This window comes from Psychromarinibacter sp. S121, assembly GCF_049801035.1.
Lineage (GTDB): Bacteria > Pseudomonadota > Alphaproteobacteria > Rhodobacterales > Rhodobacteraceae > Psychromarinibacter.
Genome location: NZ_JBNAGE010000003.1, coordinates 495758 through 511070, shown reverse-complemented (window position 1 = coordinate 511070; position 15313 = coordinate 495758). Strand labels below are relative to the sequence as shown.

Below are 15313 nucleotides of genomic sequence, written 5' to 3'. Positions count from 1 at the left end.
CGCTTCGATTGTCGGAAATGTCGTAGGATGGGGTTCAACCCCATCCTACCTGCACCTTAGCGCGTGAATGCCTGAACGTTGCCGGCGTCCACGTTGATGATGTTCCCCGTGGACTTCGCCGACTTGTCGGACGCCAGGAAATAGGCGGCTTCGGCGATATCCTCGGGCAGCACCGAGCGCTTGAGCATGGACCGGTTGCGGTACATCTCTTCCAGCCCATCCTTGTCGGTGCCATAGGTCGAGGCGCGCTGTTCCAGCCAGTCGCCCTCCCAGATCTTCGACCCGCGCAGCACCGCGTCGGGGTTCACCACGTTGACGCGGATGCCCGCCTCTGCGCCTTCCAGTGCAAGGCAGCGGGCCAGATGGATTTCGGACGCCTTGGCGGTGCAGTAGGCAGACGCGTTGGGCGACGCGGCAAGGCCGTTCTTCGAGGCCACGAAAACGACCGACCCGCCGATGCCCTGCGCGCGAAACAGCTTGAAGGCCTCGCGGCTGACAAGGAAATAGCCGGTCGACAGGATCGACATGTTCTTGTTCCACAACTCCAGCGAGGTGTCTTCGACCGGTGCGGAACTGGCGATGCCCGCGTTGGACACAAGGATATCCGACCCGCCGTATTCCACCGCGGCAAAGGCATAGGCGTCGGCGACGCCGGCCTCGTCGGTGACATCCATCACAACGGTGCGGACCACGTCTTTCGAGTAGCGACCCGCAAGGTTCTTCTCGGTCGCCTCCAGGGCGCTCGCGTCGATATCGGCCAGCACCACGCAGGCGCCTTCCGACAGATAACGCTCCGCCGTGGCCGCGCCGATGCCGCCTGCCCCGCCGGTGACCAAAGCGATGCGGCCCGCCAGCGACTTGGGCTTCGGCATCCGCTGAAGCTTGGCCTCTTCCAGAAGCCAGTACTCGATGTCGAACGCCTCTTGCTCGGGCAGGCCCTGATATTCGCTGATCGCGGTGGCTCCGCGCATCACGTTGATCGCGTTGACGTAGAACTCGCCCGAAATCCGGGCGGTCGCCTTGTCCTTTGCGAAGGTGATCATGCCGACGCCGGGCACAAGGTAGACCACCGCGTTCGGATCGCGCAGCGCCGGGCTGTCGTCGTGCTTGCAGCGGTCGTAATAGGCGGCGTAGTCGGCGCGGTAGGCTTCGACCTGCGCCGGCAGGCCATCAAGCACGGCGTCGAGGTTGTTCTGCGCCGGATCGAAATCCACCACCAGCGGCCGGATCTTGGTGCGCAGGAAGTGGTCCGGACAGGAGGTGCCCATCGGGGCCAGCGTGCCAAGGTCCTTGGAGTTCACGAACTCAAGCACCGCGTCCTGATCGTCGAAATGCCCGACCATGTGCTGGTTGCCCGACACCATGCCACGGATGCGCGGCATTAGAGCGGCGGCCACCGCGCGGCGCTCGTCCACCCCTAGGCTTTGATGCACGGCGCCACCGAACGCCTCCTTGCCGTCGGTCTTCTCGTCCAGCCACGCGATGGCGCGGTTGATGATGTCGATGGTGCAGGCATAGCAGTCTTCCGCCGTGTCGCCCCACGTGAACAGCCCGTGGCTTTCCAGAACGACGCCCTTCGCGTCGGGGTTTTTCTTGCAGAAGTCTTCCAGCCACAGCCCAAGTTCGTAGCCCGGACGCTTCCACGGCAGCCAGCCGATCTCGTCGCCGAACAGTTCTGCCGTCAGTTCTTTCGAGTTTGTCGAGGCGGCGATGGCGATGATCGCATCGGCGTGCATGTGGTCGACATGCTTGCGCGGCACGTAGGCGTGCAGCGGCGTGTCGATCGAAGCGGCGCGGGGGTTCAGGTTGAAGGTGCAGTGCGGCAGATAGCCGACCATCTCGTCCTCGAACTCGACACCGCGGTACTTGCCCTTCAGCGCCTCGAGCTTGTCCATGTAAAGGGTCGAAAACCCGTCGAGTTTCATCGAGCCGACATCGCCGCCGGACCCCTTCACCCACAGCACCTCGACGCTCTCGCCGGTGAGCGGATCGGTTTCCATGACCTTGGCCGAGGTGTTGCCGCCGCCGTAGTTCGTGATTCGCTTGTCGGACCCAAGGAGGTTCGAGCGATAGAGCAGCTTCTCGGGCTCGCTCATATCCGCCGCCTTTCCTGCATCCCACAGGTTTTCAAGGCGTTTTCCGACGCGTGTCAGCATGTGATCCTCCCGAATGCGCGGCCGCTCCGCCGCCCGATGCTTGGCTGAAAGCTGAAACATAGCCCCCTTCAAGTCAATCTGTTTCGATCAATTTCAATCATTCTGCACCGCAGCATGATTGGTTTTGAAAATTACTGATTGACGAAACGCGAGAATCGGCCATCCTGAGGCGAACGGGAGGAACAGCATGCACGAGACAGAACGTCACAGGGTCATCTTGTCGGCCGTCCAGGAGCGGCCGGTGGCGACCGTGGCAGAACTTGTCTCGCTGACCGGCACCTCCGAGGCGACGATCCGGCGCGACATCGCCACTTTGCACGCTCAGAAACGCCTGCGCCGGGTGCGCGGCGGCGCCGAGGCCTTGACGCCTCCTGCCCTTCCGGGGCTGGCGGGTCGGCCCTTCGCGGTGAACCAGACGTTGAACATGGACCACAAGCAGGCCATCGCCCGCGAGGCGGTGGCGCTGTGCGACGACGGCGAGCCGATCATCATCAACGGGGGAACGACGACGTTTCAGATGGTGCATCCGCTGGCAAGCCGCCGGGTGCAGGTACTGACCAACAGCTTTCCCATCGCGGAACACCTGCTGAAGCACACCAAGAACACGGTGATGGTGCCGGGCGGCGCGTTGTACCGCGAACAGAACATTATTCTCAGCCCGTTCGAGAACGACATGACCCGGCACTATTACGCCCGGCGCATGTTCATGGGAGCCTACGGCATCGCCCCGATCGGGCTGATGGAAAACGACCCGCTGCTGATCCAGGCGGAGGAGAAGCTGATCGATCAGGCGGACGAACTTGTGGTGCTGGTGGACAGCTCGAAATTCGAGAACCGGTCCAGCCTCGTGCTGTGTCCGCTGGAACGGATCGACATCGTGGTGACCGACGACCGGGTCACCGATCGCACGGTCTCGATGCTCGAGGCCGCAGAGATCAGGGTCATCGTCGCGCAGACCGGCGCGGCGCGCAGATCGGACGCGGGGTGACACCGCGGACGTGATTCAAGGCTCAGTCAGGGAGGATATGATGAGCATTACGAGAAGACTGTTCGGAGGAGCGGCGCTGGCCGCGATGATGGTCGCCGGTGGCGGCGCCGCGCAGGCGCAGGACAACGTGCGCATCGCGCTGGTCGTGAAGGCACTGGGGATCGGCTTCTTCGAGGCCGCCGCGAAAGGCGCCGAGGAAGCGGCTGCCGAACTCGGCAACGTCGAGATCATCTACACCGGCCCGACCGACACCACCGCCGAGGGCCAGATCGAGGTCATCAACTCGCTGATCGCTCAGCAGGTCGACGCGATTGCCGTGTCCGCCAACGACACCGACGCGCTGGTGCCGGTTCTGAAAAAGGCGATGGATCGCGGCATCACCGTGATTTCGTGGGACTCGGGCGTCGCGCCGGAAGGCCGTGAACTGCACCTGAACCCGTCGTCCAACGCGCTGATCGGCAACATGATCATCAAGCTGGCCGCCGATGAACTGCCCGACGGCGGTCAGGTGGCGCTGTTGTCGGCCACCACGACCTCGACCAACCAGAACACCTGGATCGAGGAAATGAACAAGGTGATGGGCGACTATCCCGGCATCGAGGTGGTGGCGACCGTCTATGGCGACGACCTTGCCGACAAGTCCTACCGCGAGGCCACCGGCCTGATGCAGACCTATCCCGATCTCGACGCGATCATCGCGCCGACCTCGGTCGGTATCGTCGCCGCCGCGCGTGCAGTCGAGGACGCCGGCAAGGTGGGCGAGGTCAACGTGACCGGCCTTGGCCTGCCGTCCGAGATGGCCGGCGCCATCGAGTCCGGCGCGTCGAAGTCCTTCGCGATCTGGAACCCGATCGACCTTGGCTATTCGGCCGCCTACCTCGCCTACGAGCTGGCCACCGATGCGGCCGAAGCCGGTCCGGGCGCCGAGATCAACATGGGCCGCATGGGCACGCTGACCCTCGACGACAACGGCGAAGGCGCGATGGCCGATCCGTTCGTCTACGACGCCAGCAACATCGAAGAGTTCAAGAGCATCTTCTGAGCTCCTCCTTCGCCCCGGCGCGCCTGCCGCGTCGGGGCTCCTTTATCCGAAGTCCAAGGGAAGACCGCGATGCAGGTCACTCTCGACCCGTCCCACGCGCGACCCGCTCCGGCGGATGCCGCCCCGGTGCTGCACCTCGACGGCATCACCAAGACCTTTCCCGGCGTGAAGGCGCTGTCCGAGGTCTCGCTGTCGCTTTATCCCGGTCAGGTCACCGCGCTGGTGGGCGAGAACGGCGCGGGCAAGTCGACCATCGTGAAGACGCTGACCGGTATCCTGCAACCGAACGCGGGCACCATCCTTTTGGACGGTGCGCCGGTCACCTTCCCCACCGCGCAACACGCCACAAACGCCGGGATCACCGCGATCCATCAGGAAACCGTGCTGTTCGATGAACTAACGGTCGCCGAGAACATTTTCATTGGGCATCAGCCCCGCACCCGCTTCGGCCTGATCGACTGGGCCGCGATGCGGACCCGCGCGCGCGAGATCCTTGACCGGATCGACGCCGACCTCGACCCCGATATGCCGCTGCACGAATTGGGGATCGCGTCGAAGCACCTTGTCGCCATCGCCCGCGCGCTGTCGGTGGACGCCCGCGTCGTGATCATGGACGAACCGACCGCCGCCCTGTCCCATAAAGAGATCGAAGAGCTGTACGAACTGGTCGAACGCCTGAAAGCCGAGGGCCGCGCGATCCTGTTCATCAGCCACAAGTTCGACGAGATTTTCCGCATCGCCGACCGCTACACAGTGTTCCGGGACGGGCAACACGTGGGCGAGGGCCTGATCGCGGAGATCGACGAAGGCGAACTTGTCCGCCTGATGGTCGGTCGGTCGGTCGACCAGATTTTCCCGCCGCGCGAGCATCTCGTCGGGGACGAGGTCCTGTCGGTTTCGGGCTATTCGCACCCGACAGAGTTTCAGGACGTCTCGTTCAACCTGCGCAAGGGCGAGATCCTCGGGTTTTACGGCCTTGTCGGCGCGGGACGGTCCGAGGTGATGCAGGCGCTGTTCGGCGTGACGAAGCCGTCGCGCGGAGAGATCCGGATCGACGGGACTGCGCACGAGATCCGGTCGCCCTCGGACGCGGTCGACGCCGGGATCGTCTATGTCCCCGAAGAACGCGGGCGGCAGGGCGCGGTGATCGGACTGCCGATCTTCCAGAATGTCACCCTGCCCTCGCTGGCGCAGACCTCGCGCAAGGGCTTCTTGCGGCTGTCCGAGGAATTCGCCCTGACCCGCGAGTATACCGAGCGGCTGGACCTGCGTGCGGCCTCGCTGGATCAGGACGTCGGCAACCTGTCGGGCGGCAACCAGCAGAAGGTGGTGATCGCCAAGTGGCTGGCGACGAAGCCGAGGGTGATCATTCTCGACGAGCCGACCAAGGGCATCGACATCGGGTCGAAGGCCGCCGTGCATGCCTTCATGGCGGAACTGGCGGCGCAGGGGCTGGCGGTGATCATGGTCAGCTCGGAAATCCCCGAGGTGCTGGGGATGTCCGACCGGGTGATCGTGATGCGCGAGGGCCTGATCGCGGCGGAACTTGCGGGCGACGACCTGACGCCGGAGACGCTGGTGCGCCATGCGGCGGGGATCGGGGCGTGAGACCGGACAACAGGAATAAGGGCAGCGCCGGCCCGCGGGGTGGCGCGAAAACGCTGCCCAATGGGGGCGGGTCGGCGCTGCCCGGGCTGATGCCCGGGCGGTCCCTCCATTCAAAGCGGATTTCCCCGAATACCATGATGCAAATGAAAGGCCCCCGCCCATGACCGCCTTCCTCAAATCGCGCGAGGCGATCCTGCTGGGCGCTATCGCCGTGCTGCTGGCCCTGATCGCCAGCCGTTTCCCGGCCTTCGTCGAGCCGTCGAACCTGGCCCGCGTGTTCACCGACACCTCGCCGTTGATCATCCTCGCGCTGGGGCAGACCGTCGTGATCCTGACCCGGTGCATCGACCTGTCGGTGGCCGCGAACCTTGCGCTGACCGGAATGGTCTGCGCCATGCTGAACGCGGCCATGCCGGGTGTTCCTGTGGCCGCGATCCTGCTGCTGGCTGTCGCGATGGGCGCAGTGATGGGCGCGATCAACGGCGTGATGGTCTGGAAACTGTCGATCCCGCCCATCGTCGTGACGCTGGGCACCATGACCATTTACCGCGGGCTGATCTTCGTGATCTCGGACGGCGCATGGGTCAACGCGCACGAGATGAGCCCCGCCTTCATCGGCTTTCCGCGCTTCGACATCCTCGGCCTGCCTATGCTGGCGTGGATTGCGATCTTCGTGGCCGCGCTGTTCTTCGTGATGATCGCCCGTACCCCGCTGGGCCGCGCCTTCTATGCTGTGGGCGGCAACCCCGGCGCGGCGGTCTACACCGGGATCGACGTGGGTCGCACGCAGTTCATGGCCTTCGTGATCTCGGGCGCGCTGGCGGGGCTGACCGGATACCTGTGGGTCGCGCGCTATTCGGTGGCCTATGTCGACATCGCCGGCGGCTTCGAGCTTGAGGTCGTCGCGGCCTGCGTGATCGGCGGCATTTCGATCGCGGGTGGCGCGGGAACGATCCTTGGCACCATCCTCGGCGCGCTGTTCCTTGGCATCGTCAAGAACGCGCTGCCGGTCGTGAACATCTCGCCGTTCTGGCAGATGGCCATCTCGGGCACCGCCATCATCGTCGCCGTCGCCTTCAACGCGCGCTCCAGCCGCTCGAAGGGCCGCATCATCCTGAAAAGCGCCGAGGGCCACGCATGACCGACGCCGCCTCTTCCCGTCACGTTCCGAACCGGCTGCAGTCGCCCGCCGCGCGCCTGCTGAAAAGCTGGGAGGTCCTGCTGCTGGCCGTGGCCGTGGCGATCTTCATCGCGAACAGCCTTGCCTCGCCCTACTTCCTGAACGCCTGGAACCTCAGCGACGCGACCTTCAACTTTACCGAGAAAGCGATGATCGCCTTCGCGATGGCGCTGCTGATCATCTCGGGAGAGATCGACCTGTCCGTCGCCTCGATCATCGCGCTGGCCTCGACCGCGATGGGCGCGGCGGTGCAGATGGGTGCGGGCACGCCCGAGTTGGTGGTGATCGGCATCGTCACCGGGCTGCTGTGCGGCGCGTTCAACGGGGTGTTGGTGACGGGCCTTGGCCTGCCGTCCATCGTGGTGACCATCGGCACGATGAGCCTGTTTCGCGGCATCAGCTACATCGTGCTGGGCGATCAGGCCTATCGTGGCTACCCGTCCGGGTTCTCGTACTTCGGGCAGGGCTATGTCTGGTGGGTGATCTCGTTCGAGTTCGTCCTGTTCGCGGTGCTGGCCGTCATCTACGGCGTGCTGCTGCACAAGACCAACTTCGGCCGCATGGTCTATGCCATCGGCAACAACGCCACCGGCGCGGCCTTCTCGGGCATCAAGGTGGCGCGGGTGAAGTTCATCCTGTTCCTGCTGACCGGCCTGATGTCGGGTATCGCGGCGATCTGCCTGACGTCGCGGCTGGGCTCGACCCGCCCGTCCATCGCCTTCGGCTGGGAGCTTGAGGTGGTGACGATGGTGGTGCTGGGCGGGGTGTCGATCCTTGGCGGCTCGGGCACCATTCCGGGCGTTGTCATCGCCGCCTTCGTGATGGGGCTGGTGACCTTCGGCCTTGGCCTGCTGAACGTGCCGGGGATCGTGATGTCGATCTTCATCGGTCTGCTGCTGATCGGCGTCATCGCCCTGCCCCGTCTCTGGCAGAAGTGGAGGCCGTAATGGAGAAATACGCGTTCCGCATGACGCTGACCCCCGGTTGCGCCGACGAGTACAAGCGCCGCCATGACGAGATATGGCCGGAACTGTCCGCTTTGCTGAAGGACGCGGGCGTGTCGGACTATTCGATCCACCTCGACGAGGAAACGAACCACCTGTTCGGCGTCCTGTGGCGCACCGACGATCACGGCATGGACGCGCTGCCGCAGCACGAGGTGATGCAGCGCTGGTGGGCGCATATGGCCGACATCATGGAAACGAAACCGGACAACGAGCCCGTCGCGGTGCCACTTGTCCCGATGTTCCACATGCCCTGATGAGCAACGTTGCCGTCATCGACATCGGCAAGACGAATGCCAAGCTGGCGGTCGTCGACACCGTGGAAATGCGCGAGATCGGCGTGCTGACCCGGCCCAACGCCGTGCGCCCCGGCCCACCCTATCCGCATTACGATATCGAGGGGCACTGGGCGTTCCTGCTGGACAGCCTTGCCACCCTGCATTCCGAACTCGGCATCGACGCCATCAGCGTCACCGCGCATGGGGCCTCTATCGTGCTTTTGGACGCGGACGGCGGGCTGGCCTGCCCGATGCTTGACTATGAACATGACGGCCCGGACACGCTGGCCGATGCCTATGACGCGATCCGGCCCCCCTTCGCCGACACCGGCTCGCCCCGTTTGCCGATGGGGCTGAACGTGGGGGCGCAGGTACACTGGCTGCTGGAAACGCAGGCCGGGTTGCGGGATCGCATCGCGCAGGTCGTCACCTATCCGCAGTTCTGGTCGGGCCGTCTGACCGGCAACTATGCCTGCGAGTACACCTCGCTGGGCTGTCACACCGACCTGTGGCTCCCGCGCGAGGGCCGGTACTCTGCGCTGGTCCAGGCGCTCGGCCTGACCGGCAGGATGGCTCCCCTTGCCCGCGCCTCGGACGTGGCCGGAACGCTACTGCCCGAGATCGCGGCGCGTACCGGTCTGCCCGAGGGCACGCCGGTCCATTCCGGCATTCACGATTCCAACGCCTCCCTGCTGCCGCATCTCATCAGCACCGAAGCCCCGTTCAGCGTCGCCTCGACAGGCACATGGGTGATTTCGATGGCGGTCGGCAGCGTGGCGCCCCCGCTCAACGCCACCCGCGACACCCTGATGAACGTCAACGCCCACGGCGAGGCGACGCCATCGGCGCGTTTCATGGGCGGGCGGGAATACGAACTGGCGAAGGGCGAGACGACACCGCCGTCGGCTGACGACATCGACACGGTGCTGAAGCGCGGTCTGTTCCTGCTGCCTTCGCTTGAACCCGGCTCGGGCCCGTTCCAGCGGCGACGGGGCGGCTGGTCCGACCCAGCGCTGACACCCGGCCAGAGGGGTGCGGCGTTGTCGTTCTATCTTGCGCTGATGACGGCGACCTGCCTTGACCTGATCGGTGCGGACGGCCCCACCATCGTCGAGGGTCCCTTCGCCCGGAACCAACCCTTCCACGACATGCTGGGCGCGGCGACGGGGAGACCCGTCTCTACCGCAGCGTCCGCCACCGGGACCAGCATCGGTGCCGCCCTGCTGGCGCGACCGGACGCGCCGGTGCCCGCGCTGACGGTGACCGACGCACCCACGGACCCGCGATGGCGCACCTATGCCCAAGCATGGTCCCGGGCCGTAGCCCGCAACCCCGAGCCCGCCGCCAGCGCATGACGGCCCGGCGGCGCGGCGGTGATCCTCGCCATTCGCGAACAGGAAGAAATCCGTCAGGAAGGTCGCAAGCACGCAAGACCATGTATTGACGCTCGGCATACCGTATAACTCGATGCCCTGCGCGCAGGCGGGCAATCTCGGCATGCGGGTCGGATGTCAGAACATCAAATTCAATATTGGGGATCGTTTCCGACCATTCGGCCGCCGGTTCGTTCATCTCCGCCTTCGCTCCCAGATATTGCTCGCGGCGCGTCCTTTTACTGAACGCGGACGCGTGACCTTGCGAAAGAACCGCAAATCGCCGCCCGCAAATCCCGTTTGACGTAGCAGCGTTGTTGTCAGCGTTGTGGACCGGGTGTTAACGGAGGAGCGGGGACGTTGTTTTTCTCGGAGCCGGAATTGCCCGAAGTCATGGAAATCTCGCTGTTCGGCGAGCTGAAAGTCGTTTCGGACGGACGGGAAGTCCCCCTGCCCGCGTCACGCAAGGCACGGGCCTTGCTGGCTTTCCTGGTTGCCACCGGGCGCCCGCATCGCCGTGAGCGGCTGTGCGAGATGCTGTGGGACCTGCCCGACGACCCCAAGGCCGCGTTGCGCTGGTCGCTTAGCAAATTGCGCAAGGTCGTGGACGGCGAGACACAGCCGCGCATCATCGCCGACCGGGAACGGGTACAGTTCGACATGCGCGGTGTCGAAGTCGACGCGCGCGCGATGCAGGCCTGTCTGCGCGACCGAAACGCCGCGCCTTCGGCCGAGACGCTGGAACGGCTGGCCGGAATGCTGGGCCACGTGTTCCTTGACGGTTTGGACGGCGCGGGCGACGAGGCGTTCGACAGTTGGCTGACCGCCGAGCGCGAGGATGCGCGGATCGCCCGGGTGACGGTGCTGAAGTCGCTTGCGGGTCATCCCGACGTCGACAGCATGGCCGCGCAAAAGTGGCTGCGGCTGTGGCAAGAGGAGGACCCCGAAGGCGCCGAAGGGTTCGAGCGAGAGGCGCCGAAGGCTCCTGCCCCGCGCAATGTCCGGCCCGTCCGGTCCTCGGGTCCGGTGCCGACCCTCGACGACCCCTCGCAGCGGGTCGCCAATGCCCGCGCCCGCTCGCTGCGTGCCCAGCGCATCGGCTTTTGCCAAGTAAACGACGGCACGAAGATCGCCTATGCCACCATCGGCGACGGCCCTCCGCTGCTGAAGGCGGCGAACTGGCTCAATCACCTCGAATTCGACTGGAGCAGCCCGATCTGGGGCAAGAGCTTTGCCGAAATCGCCCGCACCCGCACCTTCATTCGGTACGACGAGCGCGGCTGCGGCCTGTCGGATTGGGACGTGGACGACCTGAGCTTCGATGCCTTCGTCGAGGATCTCGAAGCGGTGGCCGACAAGCTGGGGCTGAAGCGCTTTCCGCTGCTGGGTATTTCGCAGGGTGCGGCGGTTTCGATCGAATACGCTGTGCGGCATCCCGAACGGGTCAGCGGCCTGATCCTGATCGGTGGCTACGCGGCGGGCTGGCGGCACCTTGCCACGCCCGAGGAACAAGCCCGGCGCGAAGCGGTGCTAACACTGACCGAGGTGGGCTGGGGCACCGACAACCCCGCGTACCGGCACATCTTTTCGCAGACCTTCATGCCCGAGGCGACGCAGGACGATCTTGCGTGGTTCGACGAGTTCCAGCGCCAGACGACCTCGCCCGCCAACGCCGCGCGGTTCCAGAACGCGTTCGGGCATATCGATGTGCGGGACAGGCTGGCTCAGGTAAAAGCGCCGACCTTGGTGCTGCACTCGCGCCACGACCAGCGCATTCCGCTGGATCTTGGGCGAGAGCTGGCCGCAGGCATCCCGAACGCGCATTTCGTTCCACTGGAAAGCCGCAACCACATCCTGATGGATACGGAACCGGCGTGGCTGGAGTGCGTCGAGGCCTCGGCCGCGTTTCTGGCGGAACACCGTATCTGAGAACACTGCGCGACCGGGTGTGGGCCGGGTCAGGTTGGAGGACGCGCCGATTGGGATCGGGTTGAGTTGGCGCGCCCTCCTTGCCGCACGGAACGACGCTCACGGCCGCCGCCCGCACGAGGTAAAGCGCCGCCCTAGGACAAAAGGCAGCGCTTCGGTTCGGAGGCGACCTTGGCCGCCCCCGGGGACGTTTTATTTCAGGACGTGCCGCACGCCGCCGACGCCATCGCCATTGATGTCGCCCGGCTTGCGGTCGCCGGCCCAGTAGTACAGCGGCTGGCCGTTCACGGCCCACTGCATCGCCCCGTCCTTGCGCTCGACAAGGGTGAAGTCTCCCTCGGCTGCGGCGCCCGAGGCTGCGATGAACGGGGGCCAGCTTTTGGCGCAGCCGCCATAGCAATTCGAGGTGCCCGAGGTATCGTTGTCGAAGGTGTAAAGCGTCATGCCTTTGCCATCGACCAGAACGCCGTTGGCCTTGCCGGCCGGAGCCGCGAAGACGGCAGAGGTCGAAAGGGCCAGCGCGGCGGCCATGATGGTCAGAAATTTCATTGTCGTGTTCCCTTGATTGGCAGCCCGACGCCGTTGTCGGGCCAAGAATTCGTCAGCGATCCGGCGCGGCGCGTTCCCACCCAGGGGACAAGGCCGCCGCGCCCCGCCATCGCCAGTGCCCGTTGTCACCTGCCGCCGTTGTATTCAGCGTTGTCAAATCGGACGGCAGCGGGGGCGAAAGCGTTGTTTTTAAAAGTTAAGGCGAGAAACGAGGGGCGGCGTGCAAACGTCGCCCGCCCCTTGGGGCTCTCCCGCCTGACAGTGGCCGGTTACAGGATGAAATCCGCCTCGGTCAGTCCCTGAGCACCGACGATATCGACGCGCATGTCGGTCGAGCCGTTGCCGTCAACATCGATCCGCAGCACCGTGTTGCCGAAAGAGTTCTCGAAGGTCCGCGCGCTGGGGCCGGCGGCGGTGAACGAGCCGCCGATCGCGATGTTCAGAATGCCGTTGGAAAAGCTCGACAGGTCAATGAGATCCGTGCCCACCTCGAAGTCGGTCACGATGTCTCCGGCACCGTTGGGGCTGTCGGACAGCCGGGCGAAGACAAAGACGTCCTGCCCGCCGCCGCCGGTCAGTTCGTCGGACCCTTCGCCGCCGATCAGCGTGTCGTTGCCGTCACCGCTGGTGATCGCGTCGACGCCGAGACCGCCGAAGATCCAATCGTCACCATCGCCGCCGTCGATCACTTCGTTGCCGGCACGACCCGCGATGGTGTCGTTCCCGTCGCCGCCGAAGAGCACGTCGTTGCCGCGGCCGCCGTCGATGTCGTCATCCCCGGCGCCCCCGTCGATCACGTCGCTCGATCCGCCGCCCGCAAGCCGGTTGTTGCCGGCATTGCCAAGCAGGGTGTTTTGCTGACCGTTGCCGGTCCCGTCGATATCGCCCGCTCCGCCGAGTTCGAGGATCTCGAAATTGTCTTCGAGCGCATAGCTTACGTAAGCCTGCACGGTATCGCTGCCCTCGCCCTCGAACTCGGCCAGTTCGATTGAGGCGTCGTCGATGATGAACAGATCGTCACCGAAGCCACCGGACACCTCGCCAACCACCGTGCCGCCGCGACCGTCGAAGATATCATCGGCGGACCCAAGCTTGACGCCGCCCAGAATGGTGCCCTGATTGATGACAGTGTCCGCGTCGGCAAACAGGTTTATTGCGGGACGCTCTATCAAAGTGCCGCTCGAGTTTGCACCGAATCCGGAAGAGATGAGACCGGTGTTGACGATCAGGTTCTCACGTGTGCCCGCAGCCCCATTAAAACCATCCACTTCCGAGAATATCAGGATCGCGCTTTGCTGGTGCCCGACGATCTCGCCCGAATTGATGAAGACGTTACCGCCGGACTGAAGCAGGATCGCATTGTCAGCGTACCCCATGGAATAGACATTGCCGCTGTTGTGGAGGGTGAAATTCACCGGTCCACCTTGCACACCGATGTCTATCACCTCGTCGTCGGAGGTGGACATCGTCCCGGTATTGGTAATCGTCAAGCCCGGTCCGTCACCCTCGATTCCGCCGAAGATCGTACCTGCATTCAAAAGCCGCACATCCTCTGCCGTGCCGAAAGCGATGGCGATCCCCTCAATGCTCAGAGTTCCGTTCTGCGAGACGACTATACTGTCGTCTGAGATGGGGTTGATCGCTGTTGTTCGCAGATTGTTGATGTTGAAGATCGCCATGTATTCCGTACTCGATTGTGTGCAGTTTTTTGTTTTGCTTAGTGAACTTGCGCCGCGTCAGGCGGCGAAATCGCTGCCGGTCAGGCCGGTCACGAGGTCGATTTCGATGCGCATGTCCGTGCCGCCGTCACCGTCCGCGTCCACGAAAACGATCGTGTCGCCGAACGAGTTCTCGAAGGTGCGCAGCGAGGCCTGCCCATTGCCGGTGAAACCGCCCCGGATGTTCACGTCCATGCCGCCGCTGACGAGACCGGTGAGGTCGAGCCGGTCGACGCCCACCTCGAAGTTCGCGATCACGTCCGAGACGCCGCCGATGCTGTCGGCCACCCGCGTGAACACGAAGCTGTCCGCCCCGGCGCCGCCGTCCATCGTGTCAGAGCCCAGCCCGCCCTTGAGCGTGTCGTTCCCGTCGCCGCCGCTCATGTTGTCGGCGCCGAGCCCGCCGAAGATGAAATCGTCGCCCTCGCCGCCGTCGATCACGTCATTGCCGGACCGGCCCGCGATGGTGTCGTTGCCGTCGCCGCCGTCGATCACGTCGTTGCCGCGGCCGCCGTCGATGTCGTCATCCCCGGCGCCGCCGTCGATCAGGTCGCGCGACCCGCCGCCCGCCAGCCGGTTGTTGCCGGCATTGCCAGACAGAGTGTTCTGCTGGTCGTTGCCGGTGCCGTCGATATCGTCCGCTCCGCCGAGTTCGAGGATCTCGAAGTTGTCCTCGAGCGTGTAGTTCACGTAGGTCTCGACCGTATCGACGCCTTGGTTCTGGTCCTCCTGCAGCGCGATGGACGCGTCGTCGATGATGTAGAGGTCGTCGTTGAACCCGCCGTGCACGATCCCGAAAACCGTACCGCCGCGCCCGTCGAACGTATCGTCGCTGAACCCCATGAAGACATCGCCGATCAGGGTGCCCGAGTTGATCAGGACGTCCTTGTCCTCGCCGGTGATGATCGAGGATTGCTGGAACACCGCACCCGTGCTGGCCCGGAACGCACCACCCACGATGGTGCCGGTGTTCACGATCCGGTTCGCGTGGCCGCCGGGTGTGCTGTCGACCGAGGCGAACAGAAGGATCGCCGAGTCCTCGAACGCGATGATCTCGCCGCTGTTCTGGATCAAGTTGCCGCCGCTCTGGGCAATGATCGTCGGGCCGGTGTCGCCCGCCGATTGGATGACGCCGGTGTTCGTGAGGGTCATGTTGGCCGGCAGGTCGCCGCCGGCGCTCACGCTTACGACGGTGTTGTCGTCTCCGGACATGACGCCGCTGTTGGTGATGCTCAGACCCTGCCCGGTAGACCGGACGCCGCCGAACAGGTCACCGCTGTTGTTGACGATGACGTCGGCCCCGCTCGTGTTGACGGCGCGGCCACCGAAGACCAACGCCCCGCTCTGCGTGATCATGATCGTGTCGCCCGTGTTCGGGGTCTGCTGCGTTTCAACAAGCCCGTCGATTGTCGTGATTGCCATGTTTTCCGTCCCCTGCGCATGCCGGATGGAGCGCGGGGGCGCACCTCTTCCGGTTGAAATCGAAAC

At 64.8% G+C, this 15313-nt stretch carries 12 protein-coding genes; 8 read left to right on the top strand and 4 right to left on the bottom strand.

The genetic code is table 11. The features are described 5' to 3' along the window. Positions 1-56 precede the first annotated feature (56 nt). Positions 57-2156, bottom strand: a complete 2100-nt coding sequence (locus tag ACP156_RS16205; RefSeq protein ID WP_425052396.1) for a bifunctional rhamnulose-1-phosphate aldolase/short-chain dehydrogenase — start codon at positions 2154-2156, stop codon at positions 57-59. A gap of 187 nt (positions 2157-2343) precedes the next feature. Between ACP156_RS16205 and ACP156_RS16200 the strand changes: the two genes are divergently transcribed. The 8 genes from ACP156_RS16200 to ACP156_RS16165 all read left to right on the top strand — a co-directional run bounded on the left by ACP156_RS16200 (position 2344) and on the right by ACP156_RS16165 (position 11558). After that, a complete protein-coding gene (locus tag ACP156_RS16200; protein ID WP_425052395.1) occupies positions 2344-3144 on the top strand; it encodes a DeoR/GlpR family DNA-binding transcription regulator in 801 nt (266 codons plus the stop codon). A gap of 40 nt (positions 3145-3184) precedes the next feature. After that, positions 3185-4186 carry a rhamnose ABC transporter substrate-binding protein gene (gene rhaS / locus ACP156_RS16195; protein WP_425052394.1) on the top strand — a complete coding sequence of 334 codons (1002 nt, stop codon included), beginning with the start codon at positions 3185-3187 and terminating at the stop codon, positions 4184-4186. Between the two features lie 69 nt (positions 4187-4255). Further along, positions 4256-5794, top strand: coding sequence for a sugar ABC transporter ATP-binding protein (locus tag ACP156_RS16190; protein ID WP_425052393.1), 1539 nt, complete (start codon positions 4256-4258; stop codon positions 5792-5794). Positions 5795-5954: 160 nt separating this feature from the next. Further along, positions 5955-6935, top strand: a complete 981-nt coding sequence (locus ACP156_RS16185; RefSeq protein ID WP_425052392.1) for an ABC transporter permease — start codon at positions 5955-5957, stop codon at positions 6933-6935. Next, positions 6932-7921 carry an ABC transporter permease gene (locus ACP156_RS16180; RefSeq protein ID WP_425052391.1) on the top strand — a complete coding sequence of 330 codons (990 nt, stop codon included), beginning with the start codon at positions 6932-6934 and terminating at the stop codon, positions 7919-7921. The genes ACP156_RS16185 and ACP156_RS16180 overlap by 4 nt, the downstream gene beginning before the upstream one ends. After that, positions 7921-8235 carry an L-rhamnose mutarotase gene (gene rhaM, locus ACP156_RS16175; RefSeq protein WP_425052390.1) on the top strand — a complete coding sequence of 105 codons (315 nt, stop codon included), beginning with the start codon at positions 7921-7923 and terminating at the stop codon, positions 8233-8235. Before ACP156_RS16180 ends, rhaM begins: the two co-directional genes overlap by 1 nt. Continuing rightward, positions 8235-9611 (top strand): FGGY-family carbohydrate kinase, encoded by a 1377-nt coding sequence (locus tag ACP156_RS16170; RefSeq protein ID WP_425052389.1) that lies wholly within the window; start codon positions 8235-8237, stop codon positions 9609-9611. The genes rhaM and ACP156_RS16170 overlap by 1 nt, the downstream gene beginning before the upstream one ends. A 378-nt stretch (positions 9612-9989) precedes the next feature. Beyond that, on the top strand, positions 9990-11558 hold the full coding sequence (locus tag ACP156_RS16165; protein ID WP_425052387.1) for an alpha/beta fold hydrolase: 1569 nt from the start codon (positions 9990-9992) through the stop codon (positions 11556-11558). A 192-nt stretch (positions 11559-11750) separates the two neighbouring features. Here the strand turns inward: ACP156_RS16165 and ACP156_RS16160 are convergent, their stop codons facing one another. The 3 genes from ACP156_RS16160 to ACP156_RS16150 all read right to left on the bottom strand — a co-directional run bounded on the left by ACP156_RS16160 (position 11751) and on the right by ACP156_RS16150 (position 15247). Further along, complete coding sequence (locus ACP156_RS16160; RefSeq protein ID WP_425052386.1) at positions 11751-12107, bottom strand: hypothetical protein; 357 nt, start codon at positions 12105-12107, stop codon at positions 11751-11753. A gap of 269 nt (positions 12108-12376) precedes the next feature. Then, complete coding sequence (locus ACP156_RS16155) at positions 12377-13786, bottom strand: calcium-binding protein (RefSeq protein ID WP_425052385.1); 1410 nt, start codon at positions 13784-13786, stop codon at positions 12377-12379. A gap of 57 nt (positions 13787-13843) precedes the next feature. Next, entirely contained in the window at positions 13844-15247 is a 1404-nt protein-coding gene (locus tag ACP156_RS16150) for a calcium-binding protein (RefSeq protein WP_425052384.1), read from the bottom strand. Positions 15248-15313 lie beyond the last annotated feature (66 nt).

Coding starts and splice junctions, on each gene's coding strand:
- rhaM (WP_425052390.1), top strand. CDS start 7,921: ATGGAGAAATACGCGTTCCGCATGACGCTGACCCCCGGTTGCGCCGAC.
- ACP156_RS16155 (WP_425052385.1), bottom strand. CDS start 13,786: ATGGCGATCTTCAACATCAACAATCTGCGAACAACAGCGATCAACCCC.
- rhaS (WP_425052394.1), top strand. CDS start 3,185: ATGAGCATTACGAGAAGACTGTTCGGAGGAGCGGCGCTGGCCGCGATG.
- ACP156_RS16180 (WP_425052391.1), top strand. CDS start 6,932: ATGACCGACGCCGCCTCTTCCCGTCACGTTCCGAACCGGCTGCAGTCG.
- ACP156_RS16170 (WP_425052389.1), top strand. CDS start 8,235: ATGAGCAACGTTGCCGTCATCGACATCGGCAAGACGAATGCCAAGCTG.
- ACP156_RS16150 (WP_425052384.1), bottom strand. CDS start 15,247: ATGGCAATCACGACAATCGACGGGCTTGTTGAAACGCAGCAGACCCCG.
- ACP156_RS16200 (WP_425052395.1), top strand. CDS start 2,344: ATGCACGAGACAGAACGTCACAGGGTCATCTTGTCGGCCGTCCAGGAG.
- ACP156_RS16190 (WP_425052393.1), top strand. CDS start 4,256: ATGCAGGTCACTCTCGACCCGTCCCACGCGCGACCCGCTCCGGCGGAT.
- ACP156_RS16160 (WP_425052386.1), bottom strand. CDS start 12,107: ATGAAATTTCTGACCATCATGGCCGCCGCGCTGGCCCTTTCGACCTCT.
- ACP156_RS16185 (WP_425052392.1), top strand. CDS start 5,955: ATGACCGCCTTCCTCAAATCGCGCGAGGCGATCCTGCTGGGCGCTATC.
- ACP156_RS16205 (WP_425052396.1), bottom strand. CDS start 2,156: ATGCTGACACGCGTCGGAAAACGCCTTGAAAACCTGTGGGATGCAGGA.